14 protein-coding genes are annotated in these 15,851 nt (G+C 35.6%); all 14 read right to left on the reverse strand.

The window, feature by feature from the left end:
* Positions 1 to 358: 358 nt before the first annotated feature.
* Positions 359 to 1,150: a sporulation transcription factor Spo0A gene (spo0A, locus tag AC6CHR_RS07945; RefSeq protein WP_498248055.1), complete on the reverse strand. Its 792-nt coding sequence runs from the start codon at positions 1,148 to 1,150 to the stop codon at positions 359 to 361.
* Positions 1,151 to 1,459: 309 nt separating this feature from the next.
* The gene (gene spoIVB, locus AC6CHR_RS07950) at positions 1,460 to 2,698 is read right to left on the reverse strand and encodes a SpoIVB peptidase (protein ID WP_498248201.1); all 1,239 of its coding nucleotides are present in this window, start codon (positions 2,696 to 2,698) and stop codon (positions 1,460 to 1,462) included.
* A 376-nt stretch (positions 2,699 to 3,074) separates the two neighbouring features.
* Entirely contained in the window at positions 3,075 to 4,775 is a 1,701-nt protein-coding gene (recN, locus tag AC6CHR_RS07955) for a DNA repair protein RecN (RefSeq protein WP_498248056.1), read from the reverse strand.
* 170 nt (positions 4,776 to 4,945) lie between these two features.
* Positions 4,946 to 5,395, reverse strand: a complete 450-nt coding sequence (gene ahrC / locus AC6CHR_RS07960; RefSeq protein WP_498248057.1) for a transcriptional regulator AhrC/ArgR — start codon at positions 5,393 to 5,395, stop codon at positions 4,946 to 4,948.
* A 273-nt stretch (positions 5,396 to 5,668) separates the two neighbouring features.
* On the reverse strand, positions 5,669 to 6,520 hold the full coding sequence (locus AC6CHR_RS07965; RefSeq protein WP_498248058.1) for a TlyA family RNA methyltransferase: 852 nt from the start codon (positions 6,518 to 6,520) through the stop codon (positions 5,669 to 5,671).
* Positions 6,517 to 8,418 (reverse strand): 1-deoxy-D-xylulose-5-phosphate synthase, encoded by a 1,902-nt coding sequence (dxs, locus tag AC6CHR_RS07970; RefSeq protein WP_498248059.1) that lies wholly within the window; start codon positions 8,416 to 8,418, stop codon positions 6,517 to 6,519. Before dxs ends, AC6CHR_RS07965 begins: the two co-directional genes overlap by 4 nt.
* A gap of 376 nt (positions 8,419 to 8,794) precedes the next feature.
* Positions 8,795 to 9,679 (reverse strand): polyprenyl synthetase family protein, encoded by an 885-nt coding sequence (locus AC6CHR_RS07975; RefSeq protein WP_498248060.1) that lies wholly within the window; start codon positions 9,677 to 9,679, stop codon positions 8,795 to 8,797.
* On the reverse strand, positions 9,676 to 9,921 hold the full coding sequence (locus AC6CHR_RS07980) for an exodeoxyribonuclease VII small subunit (RefSeq protein WP_498248062.1): 246 nt from the start codon (positions 9,919 to 9,921) through the stop codon (positions 9,676 to 9,678). Before AC6CHR_RS07980 ends, AC6CHR_RS07975 begins: the two co-directional genes overlap by 4 nt.
* Positions 9,914 to 11,266 carry an exodeoxyribonuclease VII large subunit gene (gene xseA, locus AC6CHR_RS07985; protein ID WP_498248063.1) on the reverse strand — a complete coding sequence of 451 codons (1,353 nt, stop codon included), beginning with the start codon at positions 11,264 to 11,266 and terminating at the stop codon, positions 9,914 to 9,916. Before xseA ends, AC6CHR_RS07980 begins: the two co-directional genes overlap by 8 nt.
* Before the next feature lie 228 nt (positions 11,267 to 11,494).
* Positions 11,495 to 12,367, reverse strand: coding sequence for a bifunctional 5,10-methylenetetrahydrofolate dehydrogenase/5,10-methenyltetrahydrofolate cyclohydrolase (locus tag AC6CHR_RS07990; protein ID WP_498248064.1), 873 nt, complete (start codon positions 12,365 to 12,367; stop codon positions 11,495 to 11,497).
* A gap of 20 nt (positions 12,368 to 12,387) precedes the next feature.
* Complete coding sequence (gene nusB, locus AC6CHR_RS07995; RefSeq protein ID WP_498248065.1) at positions 12,388 to 12,780, reverse strand: transcription antitermination factor NusB; 393 nt, start codon at positions 12,778 to 12,780, stop codon at positions 12,388 to 12,390.
* A gap of 543 nt (positions 12,781 to 13,323) precedes the next feature.
* Entirely contained in the window at positions 13,324 to 13,707 is a 384-nt protein-coding gene (locus AC6CHR_RS08000; RefSeq protein WP_498248202.1) for an Asp23/Gls24 family envelope stress response protein, read from the reverse strand.
* Positions 13,708 to 13,756: 49 nt separating this feature from the next.
* Positions 13,757 to 15,109, reverse strand: coding sequence for an acetyl-CoA carboxylase biotin carboxylase subunit (accC, locus tag AC6CHR_RS08005; RefSeq protein ID WP_498248066.1), 1,353 nt, complete (start codon positions 15,107 to 15,109; stop codon positions 13,757 to 13,759).
* A gap of 12 nt (positions 15,110 to 15,121) precedes the next feature.
* Positions 15,122 to 15,601: an acetyl-CoA carboxylase biotin carboxyl carrier protein gene (accB, locus tag AC6CHR_RS08010; protein ID WP_498248067.1), complete on the reverse strand. Its 480-nt coding sequence runs from the start codon at positions 15,599 to 15,601 to the stop codon at positions 15,122 to 15,124.
* Between the last annotated feature and the right edge of the window lie 250 nt (positions 15,602 to 15,851).

Raw genomic sequence — 15,851 nt, forward strand, 5'->3', positions numbered from 1 at the left:
ATACCTACTACGTGTACATTAGTACTCTGTACGGAAAACAACTATCTTTGCGAAAACAGTCTTTATCTATGAGTATTTTTACAGAATTCCTAATCAAATGTTTCCATGTCTTGTCCTTCTATATACGATGCTCCAGAATTCGGCCCACAATAAAGCATAAAATCACCGGTATTCAATATTAGGCAAAAAAAAGCCCCCTTATTTATTAGTGTTATCCAATAAAATAGGAAAGCATGATATTATCCGATATTCCATTAAAACAAATGAGTCAATAAAATGTATTCTTTGGAAAGTAGTGTCACGTTGAAAATTATACTAATTAGTTTCAATTCCTTGATACGACAAAATTATGATTATTTTAAGAGGCCCTATGTTCCAGTCTTAATTTATCTGCTACCATCGCAATAAATTCACTATTCGTTGGCTTCGCTTTTGTCATACTCACTGTGTATCCAAATAATGAAGAAATGGATTCGATATTTCCACGGCTCCAAGCAACTTCGATTGCATGGCGAATAGCTCTTTCAACGCGTGAAGCAGTTGTATTAAATTTTTTCGCAATGTCTGGATATAACACTTTTGTGATTGATCCTAATAATTCAATATCATTATAAACCATTGAAATTGCCTCGCGTAAGTATAAATACCCTTTTATATGTGCTGGAACCCCAATTTCATGGATAATACTTGTGATGTTTGCATCAAGATTTCTCCCTTTACCTTGTGGTTCATTTGAAGATCTCATGGATGAGTTAGCACGTTTGATAAGTGGCGCAGCATTTCCGCTTACTTGGCGAATATGACTAGCTAGACCTTCCATATCAAACGGTTTTAATATAAAGTATGCAGCACCTAGATCAACTGCTTTTTTTGTCACGTCCTCTTGTCCGAATGCTGTCAGCATAATGACGTTTGGCTGTGGTCGGTCCATTTGTCTTAACTTCTCTAATACACCAAGCCCATCTAAATGCGGCATAATAATGTCTAAAACTAAAACATCTGGGTCTTTATCTTTAAGCATATCTAAACATTCTTGGCCATTATATGCTACACCAAGAACCTCAATATCATTTTGACTTGAAAGATACTCTTCTAATAAACCTACAAGTTCTCGATTATCGTCAACAATACACACCTTTATTTTATTCATATACATCCTCCTCAGTCTCGTTTTACAATATGTCTTATATCTATACAAGATTATACCTAACAATTTCGACAAAGTGGAAGAAATCCCTCTATTTTTTTAAAAAAACTTAAAAAAACTAGTTTTCCTTAACAATTCTCCAAATCCCTCTTAATTTCGACTAAATACGTCATTTGACATTTTTCAAGCAAGTAGTTTTGTCGAATAATCTTTCTCTTCTATATTTTACATGGAAATATGGGATAATAAAAGGAGAAATAAATCAAAACAGAAAAAACTGTCAGAAAACAATGTTTTCCTGACAGTTTCAAATTAACTAGCTTTTTGCTTTTCTTTAGAATAGATATCTATACCTGCTTCATTAAGCATCCATTCAATATGAACACCATAGCCGCTTGTCGGATCATTAACAAACACATGGGTGACTGCACCAATTACCTTTCCATTTTGAATAATTGGACTACCACTCATACCTTGGACGATTCCACCAGTCTTTTCTAATAATGTTTCATCGGTAATTTTGATAACCATTCCTTTTGTTGCAGGGAATTTTTGTGGAATTGAGCTGACAACTTCTACATCAAACTCTTCAACTTTGTCATTGTCTACTACAGTTAATATTTTTGCTGGCCCTTCCTTAACTTCTGTTGAAAGTGCGATAGGTAATGCTTTATCCAAAACACCGTTGTTGATACCTTGATTTAACTCACCAAAGATACCAAATGGACTGTTTCGTGTTATATTTCCAATTACTTTATGATCACCTGAGAAGCGTGCCAACTTTTCTCCAGGATTACCGTTGCTTCCCTTCTCAATTGATGTAACTGTCGATCGAACTATTTGTCCATCCTCAACTACTATTGGTTTTTTCGTATCCATATCAGAAATAACATGTCCTAATGCACCATATTTTTTTGAGTTAGGATCATAAAATGTCATTGTTCCAATTCCAGCTGCTGAATCACGAATATATAATCCAATCCGAAATGATCGATCGTTCTCATCCTTAAGTGGGAACAGTTTTGTTTTTATTTCCACTTCATCTCTTGTAAGGACTAAATCAAGTGGCTCACCCGTTTTTCCAGCATCCTGAATAAAAGGGGTAACATCACTCATTTGTTCGATCTTAGTTCCATTTATAGCTGTAATGATGTCTCCAATTTGCACATTTGCTATTTCACCTGGTGACTTTTTTCCTTCAGGTGTATTGATTTGATGATGACCTACAACCAAAACACCCAGCGTATTAAGTTTTACACCGATTGATTGACCCCCTGGAATAACTTTAAAATCAGGTAGGACATTGACACCAATCTTTTTAACTGGAAAACCTGCGAGATTAAATACTACTGAGCCTTCTCCGGCCTTTTTCCCATGAACATCAAGGGTTTTGCCATCACTATTTTTCTGAACTGTAAAAGCCTCTTTAGCCTCTTCTATACCATTTACAGGAATCGAACTTTGCACACTCATATGTTGAGACTCAAAAACCGATATGTTTGTTGGTATATTAACATATTCCTTAACATCTTTAAATAATCCTAAACTCATGAATGAAACAAGGAGAATTACACCAATTATTTTTCTAATTTTATTTGTCTGCAAAAACCTTCACTCTCCTCGCACCTAACCCACACCATAAACTATATATGGCTACAGTTTTAATTTAGCCTTTTTAGCGCTCATTTATAACTTGAATTAGTAGAAAAATGAAGGTTTAGTTGTAAGATTTAAGCATAATTGAAAAATTGCTGATAAAGACTAACATATATATAACAATATAAGAAGAAGATCTAATTAGTTTCTTGAATGAATTCCCTATTGTTGCAAGGATTTAGTATTCATTTTTAAATAGTATGTGCAGAATTTTTGATGAAAGTTGAATTTAACTGCATAAAAAAAACTACCTAAAAGGTAGCTTATCATTTCATCCTTTTGATGTATGAGCAAGTGCAAGAAGCTCTTTTGCATGTTCCTTCGAAAGCTCGGTCACTTCGACACCAGCAATCATACGACCAATTTCACTAATTTTTTCTGTTTCTTCAAGCGGTCTCACGTTTGTTTTTGTTCTTCCTGATTTTGTTTCCTTTGCAATATATAGATGGGTATCCGCCATTGCAGCAACCTGTGGAAGATGTGTGATGCAAAGTACTTGTGATCCAATTGATACTCGATAGATTTTCTCGGCAATTGCTTGAGCAACACGACCACTAACACCTGTGTCTACCTCATCAAAGATAATAGATGTAATTCCTTGGTGTTGCGAAAAAATACTCTTCATAGCAAGCATAATCCTTGATAGTTCACCACCTGAAGCTGTTTTACTTAGTGGCTTTACAGGTTCTCCAGGATTTGTTGACAAATAAAATTCCACATCATCAATACCTGTAGATGAATATTTAAGTTCTTTTGAAGATGTTAATTTTGTTGAAAACTTAACATCAAAAGTTGTTCTCTCCATATAGAGTTCTTTGAGCTCTCGATGTATTTCATCGGTCAACACATCTGCAAAACCTTTTCGAATACTTGTTACATTCTCCGCTTCAACAGATAGGTCCTGCAGCAATGAATTAAGTTCTTTTTGAAGGTTATGCAGGTGACTATCTCGATTTTTAATCGTATCAATCTCGTCTGCAATTTTTGCTGAGTATGTTAGTATTTCTTCAACTGATTGTCCATATTTTCTTTTTAAATGATTAATTTCATTTAAACGACTTTCAACTGAGTTTAAGCGCTCGGGATCAAACTCAAGTGATTCTAATTCATTTCGTACTTGATACGAAAGGTCTTCAAGTAAATAATATGCATTTGAAATAGACTCCGACAAATCCTTTAATGACGGATTGATTGAGCCAATGTCATCTAAGTTACTCATAGCGTGTCCTACCCAATCTAATCCACGATGCTCACCATGGAGAGAACTATAGCTATTTTGTAGGGAATCATAAATCTTCTCATAATTAGAAATTTGATTTTTTTCTTCTTGTAACCGTTCATCCTCATTCGGTTGAAGTTCAGCTGTTTCAATTTCTTCTAATTGAAATTGTAGCAAATCAAGTCGATGGGCCATTTCTTGTTCATTTTCTGAAAGCTGAGCCATTTTTTTCCGTAGCATCTCAAAGCTTTTATAAAGTTCAGCATATACATCAATAGCTTGTATTACCTTTTTACCACCATATTGATCAAGTAAATTTATATGATTTTCTTCATTCATAAGCTCCTGATTATCATGCTGACCATGAATATCAACTAAATACTGACCAACTTCTCTAAGAATAGCAATTGTTACAAGTTTTCCATTTATTCTACAAACGCTTTTTCCTGCAGATGACAAATCTCTTCTCAAGATAATCATACCGTCACTTACATCAATCCCATTTTCTTCACATTTAGCATAAACAGGATGTTTGTTATTATCGATGAGGAAAAGACCTTCAAGCTCCGCACGCTTTTCACCATAGCGAACAAACTCAGATGAACCTCTTGCTCCCGCTAATAAATGGACAGCATCAATGATAATTGATTTACCTGCTCCGGTCTCTCCTGTAAGTACAGTTAGACCTTTTTCAAAGGAAACAGACAAAGATTCAATAATGGCAAAGTTTTTAATAGATAATTCCGCTAACAAACAGAATCACACCTCTTATTTATTTAATTTAGCATCAAGCTAATTGTACCGATTCAATGCAAGGATAATTGTAGAGATTAATCTATTCAGTATAATTACACTAATTTATTCTTGTGACTACTCCCTCACATTGTACATTCAGTTTTCTAATTAAGATTATCCATACGTTATTAAAGCATATCTAAGAATCGTTTTGCAATGATATCAGTATCTTGTGATGTTCGACAAATGATTAAAATTGTATCATCACCACAAATCGTACCTAATACCTCTTCCCAATCAAGATTATCAATTAACGCTCCAATTGCGTTTGCGTTACCTGGTAGTGTCTTCATGACAAGCATATGTCCTGCAGAATCAATTTTCACAAAGGCATCCATTAGTGACCGTTTTAGCTTTTGTAAAGGATTAAAGCGCTGGTCAGCTGGTAAGCTGTACTTGTAACGTCCATCCATCATTGGTACCTTTACTAAGTGAAGTTCTTTTATGTCCCGTGAAACCGTTGCTTGTGTAACATTAAAGCCCATTTCTTTTAATAAATCAACTAATTCATCTTGTGTCTCAATATCGTTGTTTGAAATTATTTCACGAATTTTTATGTGTCTTTGTCCTTTATTCATAAAAGCACCCCTTTTGCAATGCTGCATAACCATTCATTTTTTGTATTTTTATACTTTTCATCTTATATTAACAACCTTAAAATGTACAGTTATAAATGAAATAGTCACAGATATATTGCATAAAATATTGTTTGCTTATCCTAAAGGAAATAGCTTTTGTTATCAGTGAATTGTATGAATATCCAGAAAATTTATACAACACCCAATTGGAAACAATCTTCCAAAAATATTAATTTTCCTTTTCTCATAAAAAAAACAGGATAATAGCAATCGCTATTTTTCCTGCTTTCCAGATAATTTATTCTGTTTTAGCTTTTCATGTGCGTCAGTAACAATTTCATTCGCAGATTTTGTAAGGTGATTCGTTCCTTGTTCTTTTGGTCCTTCCCATCTTAGATGGATGAGAAATTCGATATTTCCGTCCCCTCCTGTAATAGGTGAATAGGACAAATTATAAATATCATAACCCTCTTTTAAAACAAAGCTAATCATACCCGTCAATACCAATTCATGAACACTTGGATCACGAATAATACCTTTTTTGCCAACTAGTTCTCTTCCTGCCTCAAACTGTGGTTTTACTAATGCAATCGTGTCACTATGTGGCACTAAAATCGTTTTTAGTACGGGTAAAATGAGTTTTAACGAGATAAAGGATACATCAATCGATGCAAATTCTGGTAATCCCTTTTCAAATTCATCAGGAGTTGAATAGCGAAAGTTCTTCCTCTCCATCACCTCAACTCGGTCATCTTGGCGAAGTTTCCATGCTAATTGATTATATCCTACATCTACTGCATAGGAGAGCCTTGCACCATTTTGCAGTGCACAGTCTGTAAACCCACCTGTTGAAGATCCTATATCAATCATGATTTTATCTTTAACATTAATATCAAACTCATTAATCGCTTTTTCTAGCTTTAAACCACCCCGACTAACATAAGGCAAAGTGTTTCCTTTTATCGTTAATATTTGATCACGAGATACCTTTTCACCAGGTTTATCTAAACGTACTTCATTACCGTATACAATGCCCGCCATAATTGCTCGCTTTGCTTTTTCCCTTGTTTCAAACAACCCATTCTCAACAAGGAGAACATCCAATCTTTCTTTGTTACTGCTCATGATCTTAAAACCTTTTTCTCTATTACCGGAATTATTGACTTTAATTCGGCCACTACATGATCAGCCGTCATTCCTATTTCTTCTAGTAATTTTGAAACACTTCCATGTTCAATAAACTGATCAGGAATTCCGATTCGAGAAATGATGCTTTGAGTATAACGATTACTTTGGGCAAACTCTAGAACTGCACTTCCAAAACCACCTTGTAATATCGCTTCTTCAATAGTAAGGATTGGTATCTCTTCTACAAAAATTTCATGAAGCATACTTTCATCTAAAGGCTTTATAAAGCGTGCATTTACTACACGAATCGATTTCCCCTGTGTGGCTAGACTTTCTGCTGCTTCCATTGCCATTTCAATTGTGGTTCCAAAAGTAAGGATGACTGCATCATTACCTTCTCTTAGCACTTCCCAAGAACCAATTGGTATTTCTTTTAGGTCTTTATCCATTTTAACTCCAAGTCCATTTCCTCGTGCATATCGGAGGGCAATAGGACCATCGTTATATTTAAGAGCTGTATTTACTAGATGTTGACCTTCATTCTCATCTTTGGCCATCATTATCACCATATTCGGTAAATGTCTAAGGAAGGCAATATCAAAGACTCCTTGATGTGTTTCACCATCTGCACCTACAAGTCCAGATCTGTCAATCCCAATAAAAACATTTAAATTTTGACGGCAAATATCATGAAGAACTTGATCGTAAGCTCTTTGTAAAAATGTAGAATAAATAGCAAGAAAGGGTTTCATATTCTGAGTAGCCAATCCCGCCGATAAAGTAGTAGCATGTTGTTCAGCAATTCCTACATCAAACATTCGATCTGGAAATTCGTCGGCAAAACCTTCAAGCTTTGACCCAACAGGCATAGCAGGCGTTACAGCAACTATGCGATCGTCTTCACGAGCAAGTTTACGAACTGTCTCACTCACAAGTGCACTCCATGCAGGTCCGACTACTTTTGGCTTAACAAAATCGCCAGTATCTATTTTGTATGGCCCAGTACCATGCCATGTACCAATTGTATCTGATTCAGCTGGGTGATACCCTTTACCTTTTTTTGTAATGACATGAAGAAGAACAGGTCCAGATGTTTTTTTCGCATATTGAAGGTTTTCAAATAACGCTTCATAATTATGACCGTCTACTGGTCCTAAATAAGTAAAACCAAGTTCTTCAAAGAACACCCCTGAAACAAGTAAATATTTCAAGCTATCCTTTACTCGTTCAGCCGTTGAGGCAAGTTTCCCACCTACTGCAGGTATCTTCTTCAAAAGGTATTCTAATTCTTCTTTTACCCACTGATACTTTCCAGCTGTACGTAATCTTCCCAATACATTATGAAGGGCACCAACATTTGGAGCGATTGACATTTCATTGTCATTTAAAATAACAATCATATCCTTTTTTTCCGCTCCGATATGGTTTAAAGCTTCGAGAGCCATTCCTCCCGTTAAGGCCCCATCACCTATAATCGGAATAACATGGTCTTTAGACTTTTTTAAGTCTCTAGCAATTGCCATTCCCATAGCTGCAGATAATGAAGTTGAGCTATGGCCTGTTTCCCAAACATCATGCTGACTTTCGTTGCGCTTAGGAAATCCACATAAACCTTTGTATTGACGCAATGTATCAAATTCATTGGCTCTACCTGTTAAAATTTTATGAACATATGATTGATGCCCTACATCCCATATAAACTTATCCTTTGGACTGTTGAAGACTTTATGGAGGGCAATTGTAAGCTCAACAACACCTAAGTTTGGTCCTATATGACCTCCAGTTTCAGAAAGCTTTTCAATTAAAAATTTTCTGATATCTGCACTAAGCAATTCTAGTTCGTCAATAGATAATTTTTTTAAAAAGCGCGGGTCTTTAATGGATAGAAGATCCAAATGGATCACTCACTTTCAATTCAGTTTGTTTCTATATAAAGAATAGTTGTTTTTACTAATCATCAAATTCTATATAGTATCCTTTTATTTTAACGCAAATTTCGTTTATATAGGATCTTTTCTAACATTTTATTGTTTTTATTGTAAAATCTCAATACTAATTTGATGGTCTAAGTCCAATAACACGATCGGATACTACATTTTGTGCAAACGGTTTAGTTGTTTCCTTATTTTTGATCGTGCAAGCAAAAACTTACCACAAAACAGCTATGATTACAATGATAAGGACAATAATAATGGATGATAGTATAAAAACCGCTACCTATTGGAAACGGTTTTTAACCCATTATTTACTTCTGCACAAATACTTATTCTTTTAATGATCACGCCGGGCGATTAAATCACAGAATTCCACCAACAAGGTAGAGGGTACAGATAATCGATTGATTACATTCTTTGCTTTCATTATGTGATCATTAAGTTTTTCCTTAGCACCGTTGACCGTCAAAATTGAAGGATATGTGGTCTTCTCATTTAACGTATCAGATCCTACTGGTTTTCCTATTAACTCCTGTTTACCTTCAACATCTAATATATCATCGCGTATTTGAAAGGCAATACCAAGATGATAAGCAAATTGTCTTAACTTTTCTATATCTTCTTCTGGTGCACTTGCTAATATTGCACCGGAAATAATACTGAAGCTAAGAAGTTTCGCTGTTTTGTTTTCGTGGATAAATTGAAGTTCATTAAGCGTTAAACTTTTAGCTTCTCCTTCCATATCAGCGACCTGACCACCGACCATCCCTTCTGCCCCTGCTGCTTTAACTAATTCAGAAATAATTCGCAACCTATTTTCAATAGAAATAGTTTGATCATTGACAATTAATGAGAAGCTTTCTGTTAATAGTCCGTCCCCTGCTAACACAGCCATTGCTTCACCATAGACTTTATGGTTTGTCGGTTTTCCGCGTCTTATATCATCATCATCCATACATGGAAGATCATCATGAATAAGGGAATACGTATGAATCATTTCAACAGCACATGCTGTAGCTATACCTAAATCTTCTGACTGGTTGTATGTATGTAACATAGATAACACAAAAATTGGTCGTAGTCGTTTACCACCTGCTTCTAATGAATAGATCATTGCGTCTATTAGTGACTTGGGTGCTTGGAGGTCATGAATATAAGAAGGCATTGCTTCTTCTATTATTTGTTTCCGTTGTACTAAAAAATCGTCTAACAACTTGGTCACGATTTTTCTTCCTCCTGTAGCTCAAACGGCTTTAATTCTCCGTCTTCTCGTAAAATAAAGTCCATTTGTTTTTCAACATGTTGAAGCTTATCATGACAAAGCTTTGATAGCTCCATTCCATTTTGAAAATATTCAATAGCCTTCTCAAGAGGTACGTCTCCTTCTTCAAGCTTACCGACGATTTCTTCCAATTGCTGCATTGCTTTTTCAAAGGATACTTCTTTTTGTTCTTCTTTAGTCATTGATCACTCTCTCCTCTATTCCCTCTACTTGACAATTTAACTGTCCGTCCTTTAATTCTACCTTAAGCCTATGACCTGCTTCAATTTGTTTAACACTTTTAATGAGCTTATCTTCATGATAAACAAGACTATACCCTCGATCCATCACTCTTAACGGACTTAAAGCATTTAGTTTGGCAATCATTTCATTAAATTGTGAATGCTTATAAGATAGTACTGAACTCATCTCGCGATTAAGCTTTTTAGTTAACGAACTATGTTGATCTTTTGAACGCTTAACTTGGTCCTTGGGATGAACATTGGCGAGACGATTTTGCAAATATGTAAAGGAGTCTTTTTTATGGATAATAGACCTTTTACCTTCTTTATGAAGTCGTTCAACTAATAAATCTAGCTGTTGCTCCTTCTGTAAATATAACTGTTTTGGATATCTAAATGCATAAGATGTTTGAAATTGATTCAATCGGTCTTTTTTAGAGGTGAGTTTCTCTTGCATGGATCGCTTTAGTCTATTCTTCCGATCTAATAATCGATCCAACAGCTCTGAAAAATGTGGTACGGCTAGTTCAGCGGCACCTGTAGGGGTCGGTGCACGTAAATCTGCTACAAAGTCAGCTATAGTAAAATCTGTTTCATGCCCGACAGCAGAAATGATTGGTATTGCTGATGAAAAAATTGCTCGTGCTACTACTTCTTCATTAAACGCCCATAACTCTTCAATAGAGCCACCTCCACGACCAACAATAAGAACGTCTAATTGTCCTAATTGATTCGCTTTGTTAATTGCACTAACAATCGAGGTCCCTGCTTGAACACCTTGAACAAGAGCAGGTATTAAAATAACCTTTGCTTGTGGATAACGACGGTTTATAGTCGAGATAATATCTCGTATTGCTGCACCTGTTGGAGAAGTAATAACTCCAATTTGGCTTGGGAATTTTGGAATTGACTTTTTATGTTTAGGATCAAAGAGACCTTCCTTTTGTAAATTCCTTTTCAATTCCTCGTATGCCAAATAAAGACTACCTATTCCATCGGGCTGCATTTCTTTCACATAAATCTGATAGCCTCCACTCTGCTCATAAACAGAGATTTCTCCCCGCAACAGCACCTTCATGCCATTCTCAGGTTTGAATTTCAACGATTTATTTGCTCCGGCAAACATGACTGCTTGAATCCTTGCTTTATCATCTTTAAGAGTAAAATACATATGACCTCTGCTATGTAAGTTAAAGTTGGAAATTTCACCCTTTACCCAGATGTCTGTTAAATGCGGATCAACGTCAAATTTTCGCTTTATGTATTTTGTCAAGGCAGTAACCGTTACATGTTTTATTTCGTTCATAGCAAACTCTCCTTATGCCAAACATCGCACCTCTTATACCAATAACTAGTAAAAGCCATGTTGTCCTAGAAGTTTATTAGAAACGTTCCTCTAGACAACATAGCTAAACGCCAAATTTAATACGCCCGTAGTAGATAACCACAAGGATTATATATGGTCATCAGTAGGTCCAACACCACTTTCACTACTAAAGGGTAGTTTCCTATTCATTCAAATCTGATTGGCCTATTAAGATCTGATAGCCGGATTGTTTGCAAGAAACTGTTTAGCTGATTGAACTGTATTAGTCGCTAACATCGTAATAGTCATTGGTCCGACCCCACCAGGAACTGGTGTTATGAAGCTCGCAATTTCCTTCGCTTCATCAAAAGCAACATCGCCACATAATTTTCCACTATCTAGTCTGTTTACACCGACATCAATAACAACTGCTCCTGGTTTAACATCCTCACCTTTAATAAAATTAGCTCGACCAACAGCTGCCACCAAAATATCAGCCTCTTTAGTAAAAGAAGAAAGGTTCTTTGTTCTTGAATGGCAGTAAGTGACCGTTGCATGTTCATTTAAAAGAAGTTGTCCTACTGGTTTACCGACAATATTACTTCTACCTACCACAACTACATTTTTACCAGAGATTTCAACCCCAACTGATTTAATCATTTCAATAATTCCAGCAGGTGTACAAGGTAGGAAAGTTTCTTGACCTGTCATCATCCTTCCTATATTAACTGGATGGAAACCATCAACATCTTTAAGAGGTGAAATTTTTTCAACTATAGCTGTTTCATTAATATGCACTGGAAGTGGAAGCTGAACCAATATCCCATGATATTCATCATTGTTATTATAATGTTCAATGACATCTAGTAATTCTTGTTCAGTAAATGACTCAGGGAAATGTTCTAGTTTAAAGCCAACACCGATTTCTTCGGCTGCTTTCTTTTTGCCTTTAATATAAGACAATGATGCAGGACTATCCCCTACTAGAATGACAACTAACTTAGGAAGTAAACCTTTTGCGATAATTTGTTCTACTTCTATTGCAAGTTCATTTCTCTTTGTCTTAGATAATTGTTTTCCATCAATAATCGTTGCAGTCATACCAAATTCCTCCTCGAAATTTAACCCTCTAGGTCTTTTTTTATTTTAGAGAGGACACCGTTTACGAATTTACTAGAACTGTCATCACCAAATGCTTTAGCTAATTCGACAGCTTCATCTATCGTTACATTTACTGGAACATCTTGCTCAAATTTAAGCTCATAAGCCGCCATACGTAAAATCGTTTTATCAATATATGCTAGGCGTCCTAATGTCCAATTAACGAGATGAGGTTTGATTAACTCGTCTAGTTCCTCTTCATGTTCAATTGTACCAAACACGAGCTTGTTCATAAATTCATTCATGGTTTCCTCATCAAGTGCATGCTCAATTGCTTCATTTGGATCTGTATTGCTCACATTTACTTGAAATAAAGCCTGTAATGCCTTCTCTCTTGCTGTTCTACGTTTCATTCTTTACTTGCTCCTTTAATGAATAAAAATAATGTCGAATGTCTTAATGCGATCATACCATAATTGACTGTTAGAATCCTATTGAAAATAGGTTTTAATGGCCGAGTGTTTTTTTCAGAAGAAGACTTCTTATATACGTTTTTTAGCCTTATCTCAGATTCCTGATTAGAATATTAGTGTTTACGACCAAAAATTCATAGAATTAGAATCAAAAGTATCATGAGACACTTTTCATTTATCTTTGTCTATTCATAACAAAAATAACCAATCAACAGAAAAATTAATACACTAAAACGTTCTTTCTTTTCATAAGACTCTTTTCTAAAAGTGTGTTGCTCTAGTACTTATAAAAATCGACTTTCGGATTTTATTATGTAAATTGAAGCGATCTCCAAAGGGACATCTGAGTCATTTAACGAAAAGAGCACGAAGGAGGCTGAATTCGTAAAGATTTACATTACGAAAAACAACAATCTTTGTGAAAACAGCCTTTCATAAAAAGAAACCAAAGGGAACGTCCCTCTGGTTTTCATTACTATAGCATTACATTTCTTGATCTACTTCTACTTCTTGAGATTTTGATTCGAACTGAATACCTACTACATGGATATTCACTTCATTGACCTCTAAAGCAGTCATATTTAGTAATGCTTGACGTATGTTATCTTGAATCTTTTGAGCAACAGTCGGAATAGAAACACCGAAGATCATGACACAATAAACCTCGATAATGATACCTTCTTCTGTGAGATCTACTTTTACACCTTTGCCGTGATTCTTCTTTCCTAGTCGTTCAACGACACCTGCGGCAAAGTTGCCGCGCATGGATGCAACACCTTCAATTTCTGATGCTGCTATACCAGCAATAACTTCGATAACCTCTGGAGCTATTTCTACTTTACCTAAACCGTTGTACTCTGAATGCATTTCCAAAACATTATTAGTTTCTTTCAAGGGTCAGCACCTCCGAATAAATTTACGAATCCATGACCTTATACAGTTCTAAAAACTTCGTATTAAAATCACCTGAAACAAATTTTTCATGTTCTAGAAGTCTTAAATGGAATGGAATAGTTGTTGAAATTCCTTCGATAACAAATTCACTTAAAGCACGCTTCATACGTGCAATCGCTTCTTCTCTCGTTGCTCCGTATGTAATGAGCTTTGCGATCATTGAATCATAAAATGGTGGTATTGAGTAGCCCGGATATACAGCTGAATCTACTCTAACACCTAGACCACCTGGCGGCAAGTACATCTCAATTTTACCTGGAGATGGCATGAAATTCTTTTCAGGATTTTCTGCATTAATTCGGCATTCAATTGACCAACCATTAAAGGTGACTTCTTCTTGGGAAACAGGTAATTTTTCCCCGGATGCTACTTTAATTTGCTGTTTAATTAAATCAATTCCAGTTACCATTTCTGTGACCGGATGTTCTACTTGAATACGAGTATTCATTTCCATAAAGTAAAACTTCTTATTGATATGATCGAAAATAAATTCAACAGTCCCTGCACCAGTATAAGCTACAGCTGCAGCTGCTTTTACTGCTGCATCACCCATTTGTGTGCGCATTGTTTCATCTATTGCAGGCGATGGTGTTTCTTCTAGGAGCTTTTGTAACCTACGTTGAATCGAACAATCACGTTCACCCAAGTGAATGACATTTCCATGTGAATCAGCTAACACTTGAATTTCGACATGGCGGAAATCCTCAATATACTTTTCAATATATACTCCAGGGTTACCAAAAGCTGTCGCGGCCTCTTGTTGAGTAATTTCAATTCCATTAACTAAAGCTTGCTCATCTTTGGCAACACGGATACCTTTCCCACCGCCACCGGCAGTTGCTTTTATTATAACAGGATATCCTATCGTATCTGCTAATTTTTTAGCATCATCTGTGTTTTCAATAATACCTTTTGAACCCGGTACAATTGGTACACCTGCTTTTCGCATTGTTTCTCTAGCAATATCCTTTGTCCCCATTTTAGTAATGGCTTCAGCGCTAGGCCCTACAAAGATTATATTGCATTCTTTACAAAGCTCCGCAAAATCAGCGTTTTCTGCTAAGAATCCATATCCAGGATGGATTGCATCACAACCTGTTAATTTTGCTACACTTATAATGTTCGTAAAGTTTAGATAACTGTCTTTTGAAGCCGTGGGTCCTATACAATAAGCTTCATCTGCAAGCTGAACATGTAATCCCTCACGATCCGCTTCTGAGTAAACCGCGACTGTTTCGATCTCTAGTTCTTTGCATGCTCTGATAATTCGAACAGCAATTTCCCCTCGATTAGCAATTAACAATTTCTTTATCATCATTTTAGCTCCTTACTCAGGCTTAACAAGGAATAAAGGTTGACCATACTCGACAAGCTGACCATTTTTAGCGAGTATTTCGACGATCTCACCTTTTACTTCTGCTTCTATTTCATTAAATAGTTTCATTGCTTCAACAATACAAACAACAGATTCTGTAGTTACCTTTGAACCTACTTCTACATAGTCACCTTGTTCAGGTGAAGAAGCTGCGTAAAAAGTACCGACCATTGGCGATGTAATCTTATGTAAATTAGATGTTTCTACTATTGTTTCCTCAATTGATTCTTGCTTTGGAAGCTCAATATTTTGAGAAGATTGCGCATGTATCTGGTTTGAAGCAGGCAATGCTGTATTATGTACGATGGTTTCAACTACTTGTGATTGCTTTTTCAATTTTAATTTTGAGCCTTCGTGCTCAAATGAAAATTCATTAATAGATGATTGATCAATTAAATTAATGATTTCTCTGATTTCCTGTATTTTTAGCATGCTCAGGCACCCCTTTAATCGTTGATAATGGTAGAAAACATGATCTTCCCATTTATAGTCTAGTACTAAAACTTAGTCCCATAAATACATCTTACGATAGATTAAGCAATAAATTCAACTAAAACAATAACCAATTAGCGTCGTTTACTATTTTTTCTTAGTACTTTTTAGTTGAATCTCATCTATTATACCATTTCTATCACTTAAATTTTCTTACCCTAACAAAAAGAAGTCAATCCATTAAGTAGGA

The sequence above is a fragment of the Metabacillus sp. GQ13 genome (assembly GCF_059758525.1).

Bases quoted from the DNA above. Each gene is read 5' to 3' on its own strand.
- spo0A (WP_498248055.1), bottom strand. From the start codon at position 1,150: ATGAATAAAATAAAGGTGTGTATTGTTGACGATAATCGAGAACTTGTA.
- spoIVB (WP_498248201.1), bottom strand. From the start codon at position 2,698: ATGAGTTTAGGATTATTTAAAGATGTTAAGGAATATGTTAATATACCA.
- ahrC (WP_498248057.1), bottom strand. From the start codon at position 5,395: ATGAATAAAGGACAAAGACACATAAAAATTCGTGAAATAATTTCAAAC.
- AC6CHR_RS07965 (WP_498248058.1), bottom strand. From the start codon at position 6,520: ATGAGCAGTAACAAAGAAAGATTGGATGTTCTCCTTGTTGAGAATGGG.
- AC6CHR_RS07980 (WP_498248062.1), bottom strand. From the start codon at position 9,921: ATGACTAAAGAAGAACAAAAAGAAGTATCCTTTGAAAAAGCAATGCAG.
- xseA (WP_498248063.1), bottom strand. From the start codon at position 11,266: ATGAACGAAATAAAACATGTAACGGTTACTGCCTTGACAAAATACATA.
- AC6CHR_RS07990 (WP_498248064.1), bottom strand. From the start codon at position 12,367: ATGACTGCAACGATTATTGATGGAAAACAATTATCTAAGACAAAGAGA.
- nusB (WP_498248065.1), bottom strand. From the start codon at position 12,780: ATGAAACGTAGAACAGCAAGAGAGAAGGCATTACAGGCTTTATTTCAA.
- AC6CHR_RS08000 (WP_498248202.1), bottom strand. From the start codon at position 13,707: ATGCATTCAGAGTACAACGGTTTAGGTAAAGTAGAAATAGCTCCAGAG.
- accC (WP_498248066.1), bottom strand. From the start codon at position 15,109: ATGATAAAGAAATTGTTAATTGCTAATCGAGGGGAAATTGCTGTTCGA.
- accB (WP_498248067.1), bottom strand. From the start codon at position 15,601: ATGCTAAAAATACAGGAAATCAGAGAAATCATTAATTTAATTGATCAA.